This is a genomic window from Ottowia sp. (assembly GCF_016703145.1).
Taxonomy (GTDB): Bacteria; Pseudomonadota; Gammaproteobacteria; order Burkholderiales; family Burkholderiaceae_C; genus Ottowia.
Map to the genome: position 1 here is coordinate 785,552 of NZ_JADJCO010000003.1, position 16,913 is coordinate 802,464.

Annotated in this window: 23 protein-coding genes and 2 pseudogenes; 19 read left to right on the forward strand and 6 right to left on the reverse strand. The window is 66.2% G+C overall.

From position 1 onward, the window contains the following. Window positions 1-164: 164 nt before the first annotated feature. Together IPG65_RS07335 and IPG65_RS07340 are read left to right on the forward strand one after the other, a co-directional pair. Window positions 165-1,184, forward strand: coding sequence for a C4-dicarboxylate ABC transporter (locus tag IPG65_RS07335; protein WP_293188581.1), 1,020 nt, complete (start codon window positions 165-167; stop codon window positions 1,182-1,184). Window positions 1,185-1,342: 158 nt separating this feature from the next. Further along, a complete protein-coding gene (locus IPG65_RS07340; RefSeq protein ID WP_293188582.1) occupies window positions 1,343-2,110 on the forward strand; it encodes a TerC family protein in 768 nt (255 codons plus the stop codon). A gap of 48 nt (window positions 2,111-2,158) precedes the next feature. On the opposite strand, the gene IPG65_RS07345 is transcribed toward IPG65_RS07340, so the two are convergent. The 5 genes from IPG65_RS07345 to IPG65_RS07365 form a co-directional block, all read right to left on the reverse strand. Further along, window positions 2,159-2,485 (reverse strand): isochorismatase family cysteine hydrolase, encoded by a 327-nt coding sequence (locus IPG65_RS07345; protein WP_293188583.1) that lies wholly within the window; start codon window positions 2,483-2,485, stop codon window positions 2,159-2,161. Then, window positions 2,419-2,739, reverse strand: coding sequence for a hypothetical protein (locus IPG65_RS07350; protein WP_293188584.1), 321 nt, complete (start codon window positions 2,737-2,739; stop codon window positions 2,419-2,421). Before IPG65_RS07350 ends, IPG65_RS07345 begins: the two co-directional genes overlap by 67 nt. A gap of 40 nt (window positions 2,740-2,779) precedes the next feature. After that, complete coding sequence (locus tag IPG65_RS07355) at window positions 2,780-2,992, reverse strand: hypothetical protein (protein ID WP_293188585.1); 213 nt, start codon at window positions 2,990-2,992, stop codon at window positions 2,780-2,782. 302 nt (window positions 2,993-3,294) lie between these two features. Beyond that, window positions 3,295-3,558 carry a hypothetical protein gene (locus IPG65_RS07360; protein ID WP_293188586.1) on the reverse strand — a complete coding sequence of 88 codons (264 nt, stop codon included), beginning with the start codon at window positions 3,556-3,558 and terminating at the stop codon, window positions 3,295-3,297. A gap of 169 nt (window positions 3,559-3,727) precedes the next feature. After that, a complete protein-coding gene (locus IPG65_RS07365) occupies window positions 3,728-4,213 on the reverse strand; it encodes a glycine zipper domain-containing protein (protein ID WP_293188587.1) in 486 nt (161 codons plus the stop codon). A 522-nt stretch (window positions 4,214-4,735) separates the two neighbouring features. Here IPG65_RS07365 and IPG65_RS07370 point away from each other — a divergent pair. Continuing rightward, window positions 4,736-4,855 (forward strand): annotated as a pseudogene (locus IPG65_RS07370) (short-chain dehydrogenase); the annotation flags it as partial. Between the two features lie 67 nt (window positions 4,856-4,922). Here IPG65_RS07370 and mnmA read toward each other — a convergent pair. Beyond that, complete coding sequence (mnmA, locus tag IPG65_RS07375) at window positions 4,923-6,050, reverse strand: tRNA 2-thiouridine(34) synthase MnmA (RefSeq protein ID WP_293188588.1); 1,128 nt, start codon at window positions 6,048-6,050, stop codon at window positions 4,923-4,925. A gap of 225 nt (window positions 6,051-6,275) precedes the next feature. On the opposite strand from mnmA, the gene rpsL reads away from it, so the two are divergent. From rpsL to IPG65_RS07455, 16 genes and pseudogenes are all read left to right on the forward strand, one after another. Beyond that, window positions 6,276-6,653, forward strand: coding sequence for a 30S ribosomal protein S12 (gene rpsL / locus IPG65_RS07380; RefSeq protein WP_293188589.1), 378 nt, complete (start codon window positions 6,276-6,278; stop codon window positions 6,651-6,653). A gap of 179 nt (window positions 6,654-6,832) precedes the next feature. Continuing rightward, on the forward strand, window positions 6,833-7,303 hold the full coding sequence (gene rpsG / locus IPG65_RS07385) for a 30S ribosomal protein S7 (protein ID WP_293188590.1): 471 nt from the start codon (window positions 6,833-6,835) through the stop codon (window positions 7,301-7,303). Window positions 7,304-7,385: 82 nt separating this feature from the next. Continuing rightward, window positions 7,386-9,490, forward strand: a pseudogene (gene fusA / locus IPG65_RS07390) (elongation factor G). Window positions 9,491-9,677: 187 nt separating this feature from the next. After that, window positions 9,678-10,868, forward strand: a complete 1,191-nt coding sequence (gene tuf, locus IPG65_RS07395) for an elongation factor Tu (RefSeq protein WP_293188044.1) — start codon at window positions 9,678-9,680, stop codon at window positions 10,866-10,868. Window positions 10,869-10,879: 11 nt separating this feature from the next. After that, complete coding sequence (rpsJ, locus tag IPG65_RS07400; protein WP_293188591.1) at window positions 10,880-11,194, forward strand: 30S ribosomal protein S10; 315 nt, start codon at window positions 10,880-10,882, stop codon at window positions 11,192-11,194. 152 nt (window positions 11,195-11,346) lie between these two features. Next, window positions 11,347-12,030: a 50S ribosomal protein L3 gene (gene rplC, locus IPG65_RS07405; protein WP_293188592.1), complete on the forward strand. Its 684-nt coding sequence runs from the start codon at window positions 11,347-11,349 to the stop codon at window positions 12,028-12,030. Next, complete coding sequence (rplD, locus tag IPG65_RS07410) at window positions 12,030-12,650, forward strand: 50S ribosomal protein L4 (protein ID WP_293188593.1); 621 nt, start codon at window positions 12,030-12,032, stop codon at window positions 12,648-12,650. Before rplC ends, rplD begins: the two co-directional genes overlap by 1 nt. Continuing rightward, window positions 12,647-12,982, forward strand: a complete 336-nt coding sequence (rplW, locus tag IPG65_RS07415; protein WP_293188594.1) for a 50S ribosomal protein L23 — start codon at window positions 12,647-12,649, stop codon at window positions 12,980-12,982. Before rplD ends, rplW begins: the two co-directional genes overlap by 4 nt. 3 nt (window positions 12,983-12,985) lie before the next feature. Beyond that, window positions 12,986-13,810: a 50S ribosomal protein L2 gene (gene rplB / locus IPG65_RS07420; RefSeq protein ID WP_293188595.1), complete on the forward strand. Its 825-nt coding sequence runs from the start codon at window positions 12,986-12,988 to the stop codon at window positions 13,808-13,810. 10 nt (window positions 13,811-13,820) lie between these two features. Next, entirely contained in the window at window positions 13,821-14,096 is a 276-nt protein-coding gene (gene rpsS / locus IPG65_RS07425) for a 30S ribosomal protein S19 (RefSeq protein ID WP_293188596.1), read from the forward strand. Between the two features lie 12 nt (window positions 14,097-14,108). Next, the gene (gene rplV, locus IPG65_RS07430; RefSeq protein WP_293188597.1) at window positions 14,109-14,438 is read left to right on the forward strand and encodes a 50S ribosomal protein L22; all 330 of its coding nucleotides are present in this window, start codon (window positions 14,109-14,111) and stop codon (window positions 14,436-14,438) included. Window positions 14,439-14,456: 18 nt separating this feature from the next. Next, the gene (rpsC, locus tag IPG65_RS07435) at window positions 14,457-15,356 is read left to right on the forward strand and encodes a 30S ribosomal protein S3 (protein WP_293188598.1); all 900 of its coding nucleotides are present in this window, start codon (window positions 14,457-14,459) and stop codon (window positions 15,354-15,356) included. A 3-nt stretch (window positions 15,357-15,359) separates the two neighbouring features. Beyond that, the gene (rplP, locus tag IPG65_RS07440; protein WP_293188599.1) at window positions 15,360-15,776 is read left to right on the forward strand and encodes a 50S ribosomal protein L16; all 417 of its coding nucleotides are present in this window, start codon (window positions 15,360-15,362) and stop codon (window positions 15,774-15,776) included. Window positions 15,777-15,792: 16 nt separating this feature from the next. Then, the gene (rpmC, locus tag IPG65_RS07445; RefSeq protein ID WP_293188600.1) at window positions 15,793-15,996 is read left to right on the forward strand and encodes a 50S ribosomal protein L29; all 204 of its coding nucleotides are present in this window, start codon (window positions 15,793-15,795) and stop codon (window positions 15,994-15,996) included. A 2-nt stretch (window positions 15,997-15,998) separates the two neighbouring features. Further along, the gene (gene rpsQ, locus IPG65_RS07450) at window positions 15,999-16,268 is read left to right on the forward strand and encodes a 30S ribosomal protein S17 (protein WP_293188601.1); all 270 of its coding nucleotides are present in this window, start codon (window positions 15,999-16,001) and stop codon (window positions 16,266-16,268) included. A gap of 88 nt (window positions 16,269-16,356) precedes the next feature. After that, window positions 16,357-16,863 carry a peroxiredoxin gene (locus IPG65_RS07455; protein ID WP_293188602.1) on the forward strand — a complete coding sequence of 169 codons (507 nt, stop codon included), beginning with the start codon at window positions 16,357-16,359 and terminating at the stop codon, window positions 16,861-16,863. Window positions 16,864-16,913: the final 50 nt, after the last annotated feature.

Sequence of the window (16,913 nt, forward strand, 5' to 3'; positions counted from 1 at the left end):
GGATTGAATGTCCGCGTCCCCGTCGAGTGCACGGCTGCGGTGAATCGCGCCCGGCCAGCCGCATGGCGCGCCTCGATCCGAAAGAAAATAGACCCGCAGCCCGTGCCAGACAAGTGCTGAAAGCTATTGAAAAAGTAGCGATCGCGCCATGGCATCATGCCCGCATGATCCACCGACCCGATGCCCTGAAGCACCTCGCGCCGCACTGGTTCGCCATCGTCATGAGCCTGTGCGGCCTGGCGCTGGCCTGGGGCCGCGCGGTGCCGATGCTGGGCGATATCGCCGGCGCTGGCGCGCTGCTGCTGGCCGGCGCGGCGGCGCTGGTGTTCGTCGCGCTGGCGCTGCTGTCGCTGCTGCGCTGGCAGCATTTCGGCGACGCGGTGGCGGCCGACCTGGCGCACCCCGTGCGGCACGCCTTCTTTGCCACGATGCCGGTGTCCCTCATCTTGCTGGCCACCTGCGGCGTGGAGCTGCTGGGCGCCAGCGGCTGGCTGGCGGCGCTGTGGTGGCTGGGCTCGCTGGGGCAGTTCGGCGTCACGCTGTGGGTATTGGCGCGCTGGTTGTACCCCGATCCGGCGCGCCGGCCGGGCTGGCACGCGCTGACGCCGGTGCTGTTCGTGCCCGTGGTCGGCAACGTGCTGGCGCCGCTGGCGGGCGACGCGCTGGGCGCCGGCGGCTGGGCGGCGGCGCAGTTCGGCTTGGGGCTGCTGCTGTGGCCGGTGCTGCTGGCGCTGCTGCTCGCGCGCATCGCGGCGCAAGGGCCGTGGCCGGACCGCCTGCTGCCGGCCACCTTCATCACCGTCGCGCCGCCGGCCGTGATCGGCAGCGCCGCGCTGCAACTGGGCGCGCCCACGGTGCTGGCCTGGATGTGCTGGGGCGTGGCGCTGTTCTTCCTGCTGTGGAGCTTCCGCATCGGCCGGCGCATGCTGGCGCAGCCGTTCTCGATCGGGTTCTGGTCGCTGGGCTTTCCGCTGAGCGCTTTCGCCGCGCTGTCGCTGCGGCTGGCGGCGCGCGATGGCGCGGCGCAGGCGCCGGCCATGCTGGCGCTGGCCCTGGCCTCGCTGGTCGTGCTGCTGCTGGCCGTCGCCACCTGGAAGGGCTGGCGCCAGGGCACGCTGCTGCAGCCCGAGCCTGTGGCGATGATGGCCGCGAGCGCTGGCGACCGGCCGCCGCCGTCGCGCTGAGTACACATTGAGTAAAATCCGCCGCCAGCCCGCACAGAACAAGCGTTGAAAGCTATCAATAAAGAAGCATCTGTCTTTTTTTTGCTTTGCCGTGCGGACGAATGACGCTATAAACACGGCGCAGCAGCGCGGTCCGGACGCTGCCGAGGAGACACTGGATGGAATGGTTAGCTTGGATGTCGACCCCCGAGGGCTGGATCGCCCTCATCACCCTGGTGGCGCTGGAGATCGTGCTGGGCGTCGACAACATCATCTTCATCTCGATCCTGGTCGGCCGCCTGCCGCCCGAGCAGCGCAACATGGGGCGGCGCCTGGGCCTGGGCTTCGCCATGGTCACGCGCATCCTGTTGCTGCTGTCGATCACCTGGGTGATGCAGCTCACTTCGCCGCTGTTCTCGGTGCTGGGAAAGGAGGTGACGGGGCGTGACCTGATCCTCATTGGCGGCGGCCTGTTCCTGCTGTGGAAGAGCGTGCACGAGATCCACCAGTCGATGACCCCGGGCGAGGACGATGACGGCGACGGCGTCGTCGGCAAGGCACGCGTGTCCTTCGCCGGCATCATCGTGCAGATCGCCATCATCGACATCGTGTTCTCGCTCGACTCGGTGATCACCGCCGTCGGCATGGTGGGCGACATCGCCATCATGATCATCGCGGTGGTGGCCTCGGTGGGCGTGATGATGTTCGCCGCGCGGCCGATCGGCGAGTTCGTGGACAACAACCCGACCATCAAGATCCTGGCGCTGTCGTTCCTGGTGGTGGTCGGCATCCTGCTGATCGCCGAAGGCTTCGGCCAGCACATTCCCAAGGGTTACGTGTACTTCGGCATGGCGTTCTCGTTCGCGGTGGAGATGCTCAACATCCACATGCGCCGCAGCCAGGAGCGCGTCAAGCTGGCCAAGCACATGCCCGGCGGGGAGGAGTGAACGCCGGGAGCCGGCCGTCCACCTGCCCGCAGGGGGCGGCCGTCTCGCCTAGGCACTTTTCCTGACGACCGAGCACTTGAAGTAGGCCATCTGCCGCAGCGCGGCGTCCCTGGCCGCGTCGCTTTCCGCCGCGGTGCAGTCGCGGGGAACCCACAGCCGGTAGCCGCGCATGTAGGCGTCCATCGCCGTCAGGTGGACGCACATGTCGGTGGCCAGCCCCGCGACGATCAGTTCGCGGGCCTTGAGTTGCCGCGGGAGATGCGCCAGCGGTGTGGAATGGAAAGCCGAGTGCAGGGGCTTGAGGATGGTCAGGTCGCCCTCCATCGGCTCCAGCAGCGCCGCGATTCGCCCCGGATGCCCGGCAGCGCCTTGCATGCGGCGAGCAGGTCCTTGAATTCCGACCGCCAGATGCCGTAGTTGTCGTTCGCGTGGATGACGGCCACCCCGCTGCGCGCCAGGCGCCTTTTGAGCCGCGCGGTCGGCTGCGCCGCCCGCAACGCGCTGCGCAGCAGGTTCGCCGCGCCGGGAAACTGCAGGGGGTTGATGAAATCCACGAGCACCATCACCCGGGCGCTTTCCTTCAGGTTTCCGCCCTGGGCACCGCCAGGGAGCACGGATTCCGAAGACATGGCAAGCGCCCAGCCTGTCGATCAGGCGCGGTCGCGCAGTTCATGGACGCCCCCCGGTGGCGCCGTGGTTGCAGCAGAACAGGCGTTCTCCCGCCTGCACGCCGTGCCCCACGATGGGCACCCTGCATTCGGCGCAACGCGGCGCCAGCTTGTGGATGGCGCATTCGAAACTGTCGAAGGTGTGCGTGCGTCCGTCCATCTGGACTTCGAAAGTGCGGTCGTAGACATTGCCGCATGTTTCACACTGGGCCATGACGCTCTCCTTCATATCTTCCAGACGGCCCGGAGTGCAACGAGCGAGCCCGGAGATCACGGATTCGTCTTCCTGGGTGCCAGTCTGGCGCGCTTCCCACCCCCATCCTGCTTGTTGACCGTCGCCCACGCAATGCGCTCGGCGTCCTCGCGGCTGTGCCCCCCTCGCGCTCGCTTTCCTCGATGTGCCGCGCCTGGCGGCGCTGCTTCTCGGTGTAGCTGGATTTGTCGCCTCGTGGCATGGGATGCGCCTGAAGCACGAGGGGCCGCCGACTCCTTGGCGTCGTGGTGCGCGCGGCGTCCTCAGTGGCGGTCGGCCCGGGGTGGCCGCTGGCCGTTGCGGGTGCCGTCCGTGGTGGTGTTCATGGGGGCGAACGTCTGCGGCGCCGCAGCGGGCGCAGGCGCGGACGCGGGGGTGGTGGATGGCGCGTCCATGGACGCCGCCTGAGGCGGTGCGCTCGGCATGGGCGGCGGCGTGGTGGTGTTCTGCGTGGATTGGGCCATCACGCTGGCCGACATCGCCAAGCCAGCGGCCCAGGCACAGGCGGTGAGAAGATGGGTTTTCATCGTTCGATCCTTCAAGATGGTGAGAGGGAACATGCTGCGCCGCTTGGCGTTCGCCGCGGGTCGGCCTGTGCGCCCTGTTCCTGTGAGTCTGGGCTGGCATGGAGGTCGGCCCCCGCCGTACTGGCGAGGTGAGGCCGCCTCCGCTCATGCCAGCGCGGGAAAGGCGGCGCTAGACGGCGCCCCGGTCCCGCTTGGCGCGCTCCCAGGCGGCCCGGGCGGCCGGGCTGGCTTCGACCCAGTTCAGGCGGGACTTGCCGCGGTAGATGTCCCAGTCCTTCGCCAGCTCGGATTCGTACTCCTCGAACGGGCGGTCGCGGTACCGCTCGGCCAGGGTGCCGGCGATGCCCACGCCATAGGCCGGTGCATAGTCGTCGTACGTGTAGCCGTCGCGGTAGTAGGGCTCGCGCACGTAGCCCTCGCGCCAGTACGCTTCCTCGGCCGTCGGATCGACGGCTTCCGCCGTCGCCTTGCCGGCCAGTCCGCCGGCGACGGCGCCAATGACGGCGCCCAGCGCGGTGCCAAGAGGCCCCGCGAAGCTGCCGATGGCGGCGCCCGCCGCGCCCCCGGCCACCGCACCGACCCCGGTGCCGACGGGATGGGCGCCAGACGCTCCGCTCAGCGGGTCGAGATTGAGGTTTCTGTCGTCGGAGTTCATGGTCGTCCTTTCAGTCTGGCCTCCAGGGTTGAATGCCTGAGGCCAGCGTAGGCCGCAAACCAGCAGGAGGCTGTAGGACGAGGGGGCGCGGGCGTGTGGTCTGGCGCGTGTGTCTGGCGACAGCGCCACGGGCGCCGCTGTCCTGCGCCGGTGCGCCCCTCGCCGGACCATGACCAAGTCCCCACCCCCCGGCGGCAGCACGAAGAACGATGCCCGCAAACCAGGGAAAATCGCCGGCACCACGGCGGACGTCGAGCGCCTGTCCCGCCGCATCCAACGTGAACAGGACGCGCTGGACGCCCGGCTCCCCGCGCCCAAGAAGCCCGCGCCCGGGCATGCGCCCGTCCAGACCGGCGCGCGGCCACATCCGGCCAATCCGCTGCCACGCAAGCCCGGCCGCGAACAGGATCTGTCCCTGGCGCTCCGGTACGTGGGCGCGGCCAAGCTGGCGGAGATGGCGGCGCTGATCACCGGCGGCGGCGGGCCAGGGACGTCGCCTCGTTCGGCGCCGACAGGGCCTCCCAGCGCGTGGCCCAACCCGAGGAGCTGTCGCCGGCTTACGTGTTTCTGGCTTCGCCTATCACGGCCAGCTACATCACCGGGATCGTGCAGCCGGTCACCGGGGACATCGGCGCCATCTGAAGGGCTGTCATCCAGCGGTTGCTATTTTATTAATAGCTTATTGCGCAACATCCATGGGGGCTAAAGGCTATTTTTGCTCCAAATCCGTCTTGGAGGCGATGACGCCTCCGCCCAGGCACACCTCGCCGTCGTACAGCACCGCGCTCTGCCCCGGCGTGACGGCCCACTGCGCCTCGCCGAAGCGCAGGCGAAACTGTCCCGATGCGTCGCTGGCCGACAGGACGCAGCCCGCGTCCTGCTGGCGGTAGCGCGTCTTGGCGGCCAGGGCGCCGGGCGGTGGGGGGGCACCGGCGGTCCAGGCCGCGTCGCCTGCGACCAGCGCGCGCGACAGCAGCCACGGGTGGTCGTGCCCCTGCACCGCCCAGAGCGTGTTGGTGGCCATGTCCTTGCGCGCCACGAACCATGGGGCATGGTCGCCGCCACCCCGGGCCGTGCCCTTGTCCTTGATGCCGCCGATGCCCAGCCCCTGGCGCTGGCCCAGGGTGTAGAACGACAGGCCCACGTGCTGGCCGATGGTGCGCCCGCGCGCGTCCTTGATCGGGCCGGGCTTGGTTTGCAGGTAGCGGTTCAGGAACTCGCGAAACGGCCGCTCGCCGATGAAGCAGATGCCGGTCGAATCCTTCTTGCGCGCGTTTGGCAGGCCGATCTCGGCGGCGAGGCGGCGCACCTCGGTCTTGCGCAGTTCGCCGACCGGGAACAGCGTGCGCGCCAGCTGCGCCTGGTTCAGGCGGTGCAGGAAGTAGCTCTGGTCCTTGGCCGGGTCCAGGCCCTTGAGCAGCTCGTGCCGTTGCGTGGCCGCGTTGAAGCGCACCCGGGCGTAGTGTCCCGTCGCGATCTTCTCGGCACCCAGGCGCACGGCGTGGTCAAGGAAGGCCTTGAACTTGATCTCGGCGTTGCACAGCACGTCCGGGTTGGGCGTGCGACCGGCCGAGTATTCGCGCAGGAACTCGGCGAACACGCGGTCCTTGTACTCGGCGGCGAAGTTGACATGCTCGATCTCGATGCCCAGCACGTCGGCCACGGCGGCGGCGTCCAGGAAGTCCTGGCGCGACGAGCAGTAGGCGTCGTCGTCATCGTCCTCCCAGTTCTTCATGAAGATGCCCACCACCTCGTGCCCCTGCTGCTTGAGCAGGTGCGCGGTGACGGCGGAATCCACGCCGCCCGACAGGCCCACGACCACGCGATGCTTCATCATCGGCGGATTATCCCCGCCGGCCTGAAAGGACGCTTCGGCCTGGGCGGCCTCGCGCCTTGCCGGATCAGGCGCGGCGGGCTATAATCGCAGGCTTTTCTCGCATTTTTGTGGCTTGAGCGCGTGCTCCTTGGGTTGGGCGCGCGCTTTTGCTTTGCGAGAGGGATGCGCTGGTGAAGCGCGTTTTTCACGTGGGCTCCACGTGTTTTTTCACGTTAAGGGAAATTCATGCCAACCATCAATCAATTGGTGCGTCACGGGCGGGCGGTCGAGAAGATCAAGTCCAAGAGCCCCGCGATGCAGAACTCGCCGCAGCGTCGCGGCGTGTGCACCCGTGTGTACACCACGACGCCCAAGAAGCCGAACTCCGCGCTGCGCAAGGTCGCCAAGGTGCGCCTGACCAACGGCTTCGAGGTCATCTCCTACATCGGCGGCGAGGGCCACAACCTGCAGGAGCACAGCGTGGTGCTGGTGCGCGGCGGCCGCGTCAAGGACCTGCCCGGCGTGCGCTACCACATCGTGCGCGGCTCGCTCGACCTGCAGGGCGTGAAGGATCGCAAGCAGTCGCGCTCCAAGTACGGCGCCAAGCGTCCCAAGAAGGCCTGATCGCCGTCTTTCGTTCGTTTTTCATTGTTCGTTTTTCCGGTGTCCGGGCTGCCCAGGCAGGCGTCCCGAACGTAGTGACCCCAAGCGCAGCGTCCTGCGTGGGTCGAGTAAGTGAGAGTTCCAGGTGGCTCTCGCGGTGCCCGATGAGGGTGCCAACTGAAGCAACATAGAGGTCAGAAATGCCACGTCGTCTCGAAGTCCCTAAACGTGAAATCCTGCCGGACCCCAAGTACGGCAATGTCGAGCTGTCCAAGTTCATGAACGTCATCATGGAAGGCGGCAAGAAGGCGGTTGCCGAGCGCATCATCTACGGCGCGCTTGAGCAGATGGAGAAGAAAAGCGGCAAGGATCCGCTGGAACTCTTCACCACCGCCATCAACAACGTCAAGCCGATGGTGGAGGTCAAGTCCCGCCGTGTCGGCGGCGCCAACTACCAGGTGCCGGTCGAGGTGCGCCCCGTGCGCCGTTTGGCGCTGTCGATGCGCTGGCTCAAGGAAGCCGCCCGCAAACGGGGCGAGAAGTCGATGGCCCAGCGTCTGGCCAACGAACTGCTGGAGGCCACCGAAGGCCGTGGCGGCGCCATGAAGAAGCGCGACGAAGTGCACCGCATGGCCGAGGCCAACAAGGCGTTCAGCCACTTCCGCTTCTAAAGGCTCATCCCCGTCTCGAAGGCCGGGAGCCCGACCCGCCGGTTCTGGCGGGCGGGCTCTTGGCCGTTAACGAAAGAAAACCATGGCACGCAAAACCCCCATCGAGCGCTACCGCAATATTGGTATCTCGGCCCACATCGACGCCGGCAAGACCACCACCACCGAGCGCATCCTGTTCTACACGGGCGTGACCCACAAGCTGGGCGAGGTGCACGACGGCGCTGCCACCACCGACTGGATGGTGCAGGAGCAGGAGCGCGGCATCACCATCACCTCGGCGGCGGTGACCTGCTTCTGGAAGGGCATGGACCTGTCCTATCCCGAGCACCGTTTCAACATCATCGACACCCCGGGCCACGTGGACTTCACCATCGAGGTGGAGCGCTCCATGCGCGTGCTGGACGGCGCCTGCATGGTGTATTGCGCCGTGGGCGGCGTGCAGCCCCAGTCGGAAACCGTGTGGCGCCAGGCCAACAAATACAAGGTACCGCGCCTCGCGTTCGTCAACAAGATGGATCGCACCGGCGCCAACTTCTTCAAGGTCTACGACCAGATGAAGCTGCGCCTGAAGGCCAGCCCCGTGCCCATCGTGATCCCCATTGGTGCCGAGGACAGCTTCACCGGCGTGGTCGATCTCGTGAAGATGAAGGCCATCATCTGGGACGAGGCCTCGCAGGGCATGAAGTTCGAGTTCCAGGACATTCCCGCCGAACTCGTGGAATCCGCCAAGGAATGGCGCGAGAAGATGGTGGAAGCCGCCGCCGAGTCCAGCGAAGAGCTGATGAACAAGTACCTCGAAGAGGGCGACCTGTCCGAGGAAGAAGTCAAGCAGGGCCTGCGCGCGCGCACCATCGCCACCGAGATCCAGCCCATGCTGTGCGGCACGGCCTTCAAGAACAAGGGCGTGCAGCGCATGCTGGACGCCGTGATCGACTACCTGCCCTCGCCGGTGGACATCCCGCCCGTGTCGGGCACCGACGACGACGAGAAGGAAACGTCAGCCGCAAGGCCGACGACAGCGAGAAGTTCTCGGCCCTGGCGTTCAAGCTGATGACCGACCCGTTCGTGGGCCAGCTGACCTTCGTGCGCGTGTATTCGGGCGTGCTGACCAAGGGCGACACCGTTTACAACGCCGTCAAGGGCCGCAAGGAGCGCATCGGCCGCATCGTGCAGATGCACGCCAACGAGCGCATCGAGATCGACGAGATCCGCGCCGGCGACATCGCCGCCTGCGTCGGTCTGAAGGACGTGACCACGGGCGAAACCCTGTGCGATCCCGATGCCATCGTGACGCTGGAGCGCATGGTGTTCCCCGAGCCCGTGATCGCGCAGGCGGTGGAGCCCAAGACCAAGGCCGACCAGGAGAAGATGGGCATCGCGCTGTCGCGCCTGGCCGCCGAGGACCCGTCGTTCCGCGTGCGCACCGACGAGGAATCGGGCCAGACCATCATCGCCGGCATGGGTGAGTTGCACCTGGAAATCATCGTGGACCGCATGAAGCGCGAGTTCAACGTGGAAGCCAACGTCGGCAAGCCGCAGGTGGCCTACCGCGAGACCGTGCGCAAGACCGTCACCGATGTCGAAGGCAAGTTCGTGCGCCAGTCCGGCGGCAAGGGCCAGTACGGCCACGTGGTGTTCACGCTCGAACCGCAGGAAGCCGGCAAGGGCTTCGAGTTCGTCGACGAGATCAAGGGCGGCGTGGTGCCGCGCGAATACATCCCCGCCGTGGAAAAGGGCGTGGTCGAGGCGCTGACTTCCGGTGTTCTGGCCGGCTACCCCGTCGTGGACGTCAAGGTGCGCCTGACCTTCGGCTCGTACCACGACGTGGACTCGTCCGAGCAGGCGTTCAAGATGGCGGCCATCTTCGGCTTCAAGGAAGCCGCGCGCAAGGCCGGCCCCGTCATCCTCGAGCCCATGATGGCCGTGGAAGTCGAGACACCCGAGGACTATGCCGGCAACGTGATGGGCGACCTGTCGTCCCGCCGAGGCATGGTGCAGGGCATGGACGACATGGTGGGCGGCGGCAAGGCCATCAAGGCCGAGGTGCCGCTGTCCGAGATGTTCGGCTACGCCACCACGCTGCGTTCCATGACGCAGGGCCGCGCCACGTACACGATGGAGTTCAAGCACTACGCCGAGGCCCCGCGCAACGTGTCCGAGGCTATTGTCGCGGCCCGTGCCAAGTAAGGATTTTTTTAGCAAAACTGGCCGCTAGCCCACACCGGATAAGCGTCAATTGCTATAAAAAAGATAGTAATTTTCCATGGTCTGCGATCCCGGGTCCACGCCGTGCCCGTGCGGTGTGAATCCGGCGCCGGGATGCAGACTTGAAACCCCGCCACGGGCATCTGTTCTTTATGGAGTGATTTGAAAAATGGCAAAAGAGAAATTCGAGCGTACGAAGCCGCACGTGAACGTTGGGACCATTGGCCACGTGGACCACGGCAAGACCACCCTGACGGCGGCCATCACCACGGTGCTGAGCAAGAAGTTTGGCGGCCAGGCCAAGGCCTACGACCAGATCGACGCCGCGCCTGAGGAAAAGGCGCGCGGCATCACCATCAACACCGCCCACGTCGAATACGAAACCGCCAACCGGCACTACGCCCACGTCGACTGCCCCGGCCACGCCGACTACGTCAAGAACATGATCACCGGCGCCGCCCAGATGGACGGTGCCATCCTGGTGTGCTCCGCCGCCGACGGCCCCATGCCCCAGACCCGCGAGCACATCCTGCTCTCGCGCCAGGTCGGCGTGCCCTACATCATCGTCTTCCTCAACAAGGCCGACATGGTCGACGACGAAGAGCTGCTCGAACTCGTCGAAATGGAAGTGCGCGAGCTCCTCTCCAAATACGAATTCCCCGGCGACGACACCCCCATCATCAAGGGCTCGGCCAAGCTGGCGCTGGAAGGCGACACCGGCGAACTCGGCGAACAAGCCATCATGAAGCTCGCCGACGCCCTCGACAGCTACATCCCCACGCCCGAGCGCGCGGTGGACGGTGCCTTCCTCATGCCCGTCGAAGACGTCTTCTCCATCTCCGGGCGCGGCACCGTCGTCACCGGCCGCATCGAGCGCGGCGTCGTCAAGGTCGGCGAGGAAATCGAAATCGTCGGCATCCGCGCCACGCAGAAAACCACCTGCACCGGCGTCGAGATGTTCAGGAAGCTGCTCGACCAAGGCCAGGCAGGCGACAACGTCGGCATCCTGCTGCGCGGCACCAAGCGCGAAGACGTCGAGCGCGGCCAGGTGCTGTGCAAGCCCGGCTCCATCAAGCCGCACACCCACTTCACCGGCGAGGTGTACGTGCTCTCCAAGGACGAAGGCGGCCGCCACACCCCCTTCTTCAACAACTACCGTCCGCAGTTCTACTTTCGCACCACCGACGTGACCGGCTCCATCGAACTGCCCGAAGGCAAGGAAATGGTCATGCCCGGCGACAACGTGAGCATCACCGTCAAGCTGATCGCGCCGATCGCCATGGAAGAAGGCCTGCGCTTCGCCATCCGCGAGGGCGGACGCACCGTGGGCGCGGGTGTGGTGGCCAAGATCATCGAATAAGGAGCACGGCGATGGCAACCAAGCAGAGAATCCGCATCCGCCTGAAGGCGTTCGACTACAAGCTCATCGACCAGTCGGCCGCCGAGATCGTCGATACCGCCAAGCGCACCGGCGCCATCGTCAAGGGCCCCGTGCCCCTGCCGACGCGCATGAAGCGCTTCGACATCCTGCGCTCGCCGCACGTCAACAAGACGAGCCGCGACCAGTTCGAGATCCGCACGCATCAGCGCCTGATGGACATCGTCGATCCGACCGACAAGACCGTGGACGCGCTGATGAAGCTCGACCTGCCGGCCGGCGTGGACGTGGAAATCAAGCTGCAGTAATGCATGGGCGGGCGCGCGACTTGCCGCAAGCGGCGTGCTCCGGCTATAATCTGCGGCTTGCCTGAATTTCAGGCAAGTTATTTCAACTCTCTTTCGCACACCAAACGCGCAGGCCAATTGCAGCAGGCGCGGCGGAAGTCATGGAGCAACAAATGAGTCAAAGCAATCGATTGGGGTTGCTGGGGCGCAAGGTGGGCATGATGCGTCTGTTCACCGATGACGGCGACGCAGTGCCTGTCACGGTGGTGGATGTGTCCAACAACCGCGTCACCCAGATCAAGACCCAGCAAAACGATGGCTACGTGGCCCTGCAGGTCACGTTCGGTTCGCGCAAGGCTTCTCGCGTGACCAAGCCCGAAGCCGGCCACCTCGCCAAGGCGGGGGTCGAAGCCGGTGAAATCACCCAGGAATTCCGCGTCGCCGACGACGTCGCCGGCAAGTACGCCGCAGGCAGCCAGCTGCCCGTGGCCGACGTGTTCGCCGTGGGCGAGAAGGTGGACGTGCAGGGCACGTCGATCGGCAAGGGCTTTGCCGGCACGATCAAGCGCCACAACTTCAAATCGCAGCGCGCCTCGCACGGAAACAGCCGTTCGCACAACGTGCCCGGCTCGATCTCCATGGCGCAGGACCCGGGCCGCGTGTTCCCGGGCAAGAAGATGACCGGCCACATGGGCGACGAAACCGTCACCACCCAGAACCTCGACGTCATCCGCATCGACGAAGCCCGCCAGTTGCTGCTGATCAAGGGCGCCGTGCCCGGATCGCGCGGCGGTTTCGTCACCGTGCGCCCGGCGGTCAAGGCCAAGCCGGCAGCAGCCAAAGAGGGGGCTAAATAATGCAGCTCGAACTCTTGAACGACCAGGGCCAGGCGGCGTCCACGGTGGACGCGCCCGAGACCGTGTTCGGTCGCGACTACAACGAAGCGCTGGTGCACCAGCTGGTGGTGGCCTACCAGGCCAACGCGCGCCAGGGCACCCGGGCGCAGAAGGACCGCGCGCAGGTCAAGCACAGCACCAAGAAGCCGTTCCGCCAGAAGGGCACGGGCAACGCGCGTGCCGGCATGACCTCCTCGCCGCTGTGGCGCGGAGGCGGCCGCGTCTTCCCGAACCAGCCGAACGAGAATTTCACCCAGAAGGTCAACAAGAAGATGTACCGCGCCGGCATGGCGTCCATCTTCTCGCAACTGGCGCGCGAAGGCCGCTTGGCCGTGGTCGAGTCGATGAAGGTCGATTCCCCCAAGACCAAGCAGTTGGCCGCCCGCTTCAAGGCCATGAAGCTCGACTCCGTGCTGGTGATCGCCGACGAGGTCGATGAGAACCTGTACCTGGCGTCGCGTAACCTGGGCCACGTGCTGGTGGTCGAGCCGCGCTACGCCGATCCGGTGTCGCTGGTGCACTACAAGAAGGTGCTGGTCACCAAGGGCGCCATCGACAAGCTCAAGGAGATGTTCGCATGAGCCGCATCAATCCGACGCCGAAAGAGCGCCAGTTCGACGAGGGCCGCCTGATGCAGGTGCTCGTCGCTCCGGTGATCTCCGAGAAGGCCACGCTGGTGGCCGAGAAGTCCAACGCCGTCACCTTCAAGGTGCTGCGCGACGCCACCAAGCCCGAGATCAAGGCCGCCGTCGAACTGCTGTTCAACGTGCAGGTCAAGGGTGTGTCCGTCGCCAACATCAAGGGCAAGACCAAGCGCTTCGGTCGCACCATCGGCCGCCGTGACCACGTGCGCAAGGCGTACGTCCTGCTCAAGGAAGGCCAAGAGCTGAACCTGTCCGGGGAGGCTGCGTAAACCATGGCTGTCATCAAGATGAAACCGACCTCGCCGGGCCGCCGCGCCATGGTGAAGGTCACGCGCGATCACCTGCACAAGGGTGCGGGCTTCGCTCCCCTGCTGGAGCCGCAGTTCCAGAAGGCCGGCCGCAACAACAACGGCCACATCACCACGCGCCACAAGGGCGGCGGCCACCGCCACCACTACCGCGTGGTCGATTTCCGCCGCGACAAGGACGGCATCGCCGCCAAGGTCGAGCGCATCGAGTACGACCCGAACCGTTCGGCCCACATCGCCCTGGTGTGCTATGCCGATGGCGAGCGCCGCTACATCATCGCGCCGCGCGGCGTGGAGGTGGGCAGCCAGCTCATGAGTGGTGCCGAGGCGCCGATCCGCGCCGGCAACACGCTGCCGATCCGCAACATCCCGGTGGGCTCGACCATCCACTGCATCGAGCTCAAGCCCGGTGCCGGTGCCCAGATCGCCCGCTCGGCCGGTACCTCGGCCACGCTGCTGGCGCGCGAAGGCACCTACGCCCAGGTGCGCATGCGTTCGGGCGAAGTGCGCCGGATCCACATCGAGTGCCGCGCCACGATCGGCGAGGTGGCCAACGAGGAACACAGCCTGCGCCAACTGGGCAAGGCCGGTGTCAAGCGCTGGATGGGCATCCGTCCGACCGTGCGCGGCGTGGCCATGAACCCGATCGACCACCCGCACGGCGGTGGCGAGGGCCGTACCGGTGAAGGCCGGGCGCCGGTCGATCCGTGGGGCAACCTGACCAAGGGCTACCGTACTCGCAACAACCGCCGCACGCAGAACATGATCGTGTCGCGCCGCAAGAAGTAAGGATTAGCAAATGACTCGCTCACTCAAAAAGGGTCCGTTTGTTGACCACCACTTGCTCGCCAAGGCCGACAAGGCGGTGGCAAACAAGGACAAGAAGCCCATCAAGACCTGGTCGCGCCGCTCCATGATCCTGCCCGAGTTCATCGGGCTGACGATCGCCGTGCACAACGGCAAGCAGCACGTGCCGGTCTACGTGTCGGACCAGATGGTCGGCCACAAGCTCGGTGAATTTGCCCTGACGCGCACCTTCAAGGGTCACGCGGCGGACAAGAAAGCCAAGAAATAAAGGAACAGACCCATGGAAACACGTGCAGTCCTCCGTGGCGTACGCCTGTCGGTCGACAAGGGCCGGCTGGTGGCCGACCTGATCCGCGGCAAGAAGGTGGATCAGGCCCTGAACATCCTCAACTTCACGCAGAAGAAAGCCGCGCCGATCGTGCGCAAGGTGCTCGAATCGGCGATCGCCAACGCCGAGCACAACGACGGCGCTGACATCGACGAACTGCGTGTCAAGACGATCCACGTCGAGCAGGGCACCACGCTCAAGCGCTCGGCGGCACGCGCCAAGGGTCGTGGCGCGCGCATCTCCAAGCCCACGTGCCACGTGTACGTGACGGTGGGCAACTAAGGAAGGCCTGGAAAGACTATGGGACAGAAAATCCATCCGACCGGCTTCCGCCTGGCGGTGAGCCGCAACTGGTCCAGCCGCTGGTACGCCAGCAACCGCGACTTCGCCGGCATGCTGGCCGAAGACATCAAGGTGCGCGAGTACCTGAAGGCCAAGCTCAAGAACGCCGCTGTGTCGCGCGTGCTGATCGAGCGCCCCGCCCGCAACGCCCGCATCACGATCTTCTCCGCCCGTCCGGGCGTGGTGATCGGCAAGAAGGGCGAGGATATCGAGAAGCTCAAGAAGGAACTGGCCGCGCAACTGGGCGTGCCGGTGGCTGTGAACATCGAGGAGGTGCGCAAGCCCGAGGTCGATGCGCAGCTCATCGCCGACTCGATCACCCAGCAGCTCGAAAAGCGCATCATGTTCCGCCGCGCCATGAAGCGCGCGATGCAGAACGCGATGCGCCTGGGTGCCCAGGGCATCAAGATCATGTCCGCCGGTCGCCTGAACGGCATCGAGATCGCCCGCACCGAGTGGTACCGCGAAGGCCGCGTGCCGCTGCACACCCTGCGCGCCGACATCGACTACGGCTTCTCCGAAGCCAAGACCACCTACGGTGTGATCGGCGTGAAGGTGTGGGTCTACAAGGGCGACACGCTGGGCCGCAACGACGCGCCTTCGCTGGACAGCACGCCGCGCCCCGAGGGCGAGGAGCGCCGTGGTCCGCGCGGCCCGCGCCGCGACGGCCGTGGCGGCCCCGGTGGTGATCGCGCTGGCCGTGGCGGCCCACGCCGCGGTGGACCCACCAGCGCCGCACCTGCCGATGGCAGCGACAAACCCGCCGAGGCCGCAGGGGCCGATGGCAAACCCGCCGTTAAGCGCGTCCGCAAAGTCGCCGCGCCCGCTGCAGCAGCGGACGGCGCTCAAGGAGAGTAAACCATGCTGCAACCTGCACGCAGAAAGTACCGCAAGGAGCACAAGGGCCGCAACACCGGTATCGCCACCCGTGGCAATACCGTGGCCTTTGGCGACTTCGGTCTGAAGTCCACCGACCGTGGGCGCTTGACGGCGCGCCAGATCGAATCCGCGCGCCGCGCCATCTCGCGCCACGTCAAGCGCGGCGGCCGCATCTGGATCCGCGTGTTCCCGGACAAGCCTATTTCCACCAAGCCCGCCGAGGTGCGCATGGGCAACGGCAAGGGCAACCCGGAGTACTACGTGGCCGAGATCCAGCCCGGCAAGGTGCTGTATGAGATCGTCGGCGTGCCCGAGGCGCTGGCGCGCGAGGCGTTTGCCCTGGCCGCCGCCAAGCTGCCGCTGCGCACGACCTTCGTCACCCGCATGATCGGCCAGTGATCGGAAGGAATGCCAGATGAAAACCGCTGAATTGCGCCAAAAAGACGTCGCCGGCCTGCAGGCCGAGGTGAAGGAGCTGCAGAAGGCCCACTTCAACCTGCGCATGCAGAAAGCGACCCAGCAGCTGAACAACACCGCTCAGCTGCGCCAGACGCGGCGCGCCATCGCGCGCGCCAAGACGCTGATTGCCGAAAAGCAAGCCGCGCCTAGCAAGGAGTGACCATGACGGAAGCCAAACCATCCCTCAAGCGCACCCTGATCGGCAAGGTGGTGAGCGACAAGCGCGCCAAGACCGTGACGGTGCTGATCGAGCGCAGCGTGAAGCACCCGATCTACGACAAGATCGTGATGCGCTCGTCCAAGTACCACGCCCACGACGAGAACGGCGAGTACAAGCTGGGTGACACGATCGAGATCACCGAAAGCCGTCCGCTGTCCAAGACCAAGAACTGGGTGGCGACGCGCCTGGTGCAGAAGGCGGCGCAGGTCTGATCGCCGGCGTCTGCTTCAACCCGTGCGCTGCGCGGGTTGCCCAAAACGGCCCACAATGTGGGCCGTTTTGTTTTTCAGGAGCGCATCCATGATCAAGGTCGGAGACGAACTGCCCGCCGTCACCCTGTCCGAATACGCTGAAGTCGAAGGCGACGGCTGCAGCCTCGGCCCCAACCCGGTGGACGTGCGCCAGGCCGCCGCCGGCAAGGCCATCGCCGTGTTCGCGGTGCCGGGCGCCTTCACGCCCACCTGCTCGGCCAGGCACGTGCCCAGCTACCTGCAGCACCACGACGCGCTGAAGGCCGTGGGGGTGGATGAGATCTGGTGCCTGTCGGTCAACGACGCCTTCGTGATGGGCGCCTGGGCGCGCGACCAGAAGACCGCCGGCAGGATCCGCATGCTGGCCGACGGCGACGCCGCCTTCGCCAAGGCCGTGGGCCTGACGCTTGACCTGGTGGGCAAGGGCCTGGGCCTGCGCAGTACCCGCTACTCGATGCTGGTCAGGAACGGCCGGGTCGCCGCGCTCAATGTCGAGGGCCCGGGCAAGTTCGAGGTCAGCGATGGCGCCACGCTGCTGGCGCAGGCCAAGGGTTGACGGATGCTATATTATCAGTAGCTTTAGGCGTATATCCCGAGCGGGCTCAA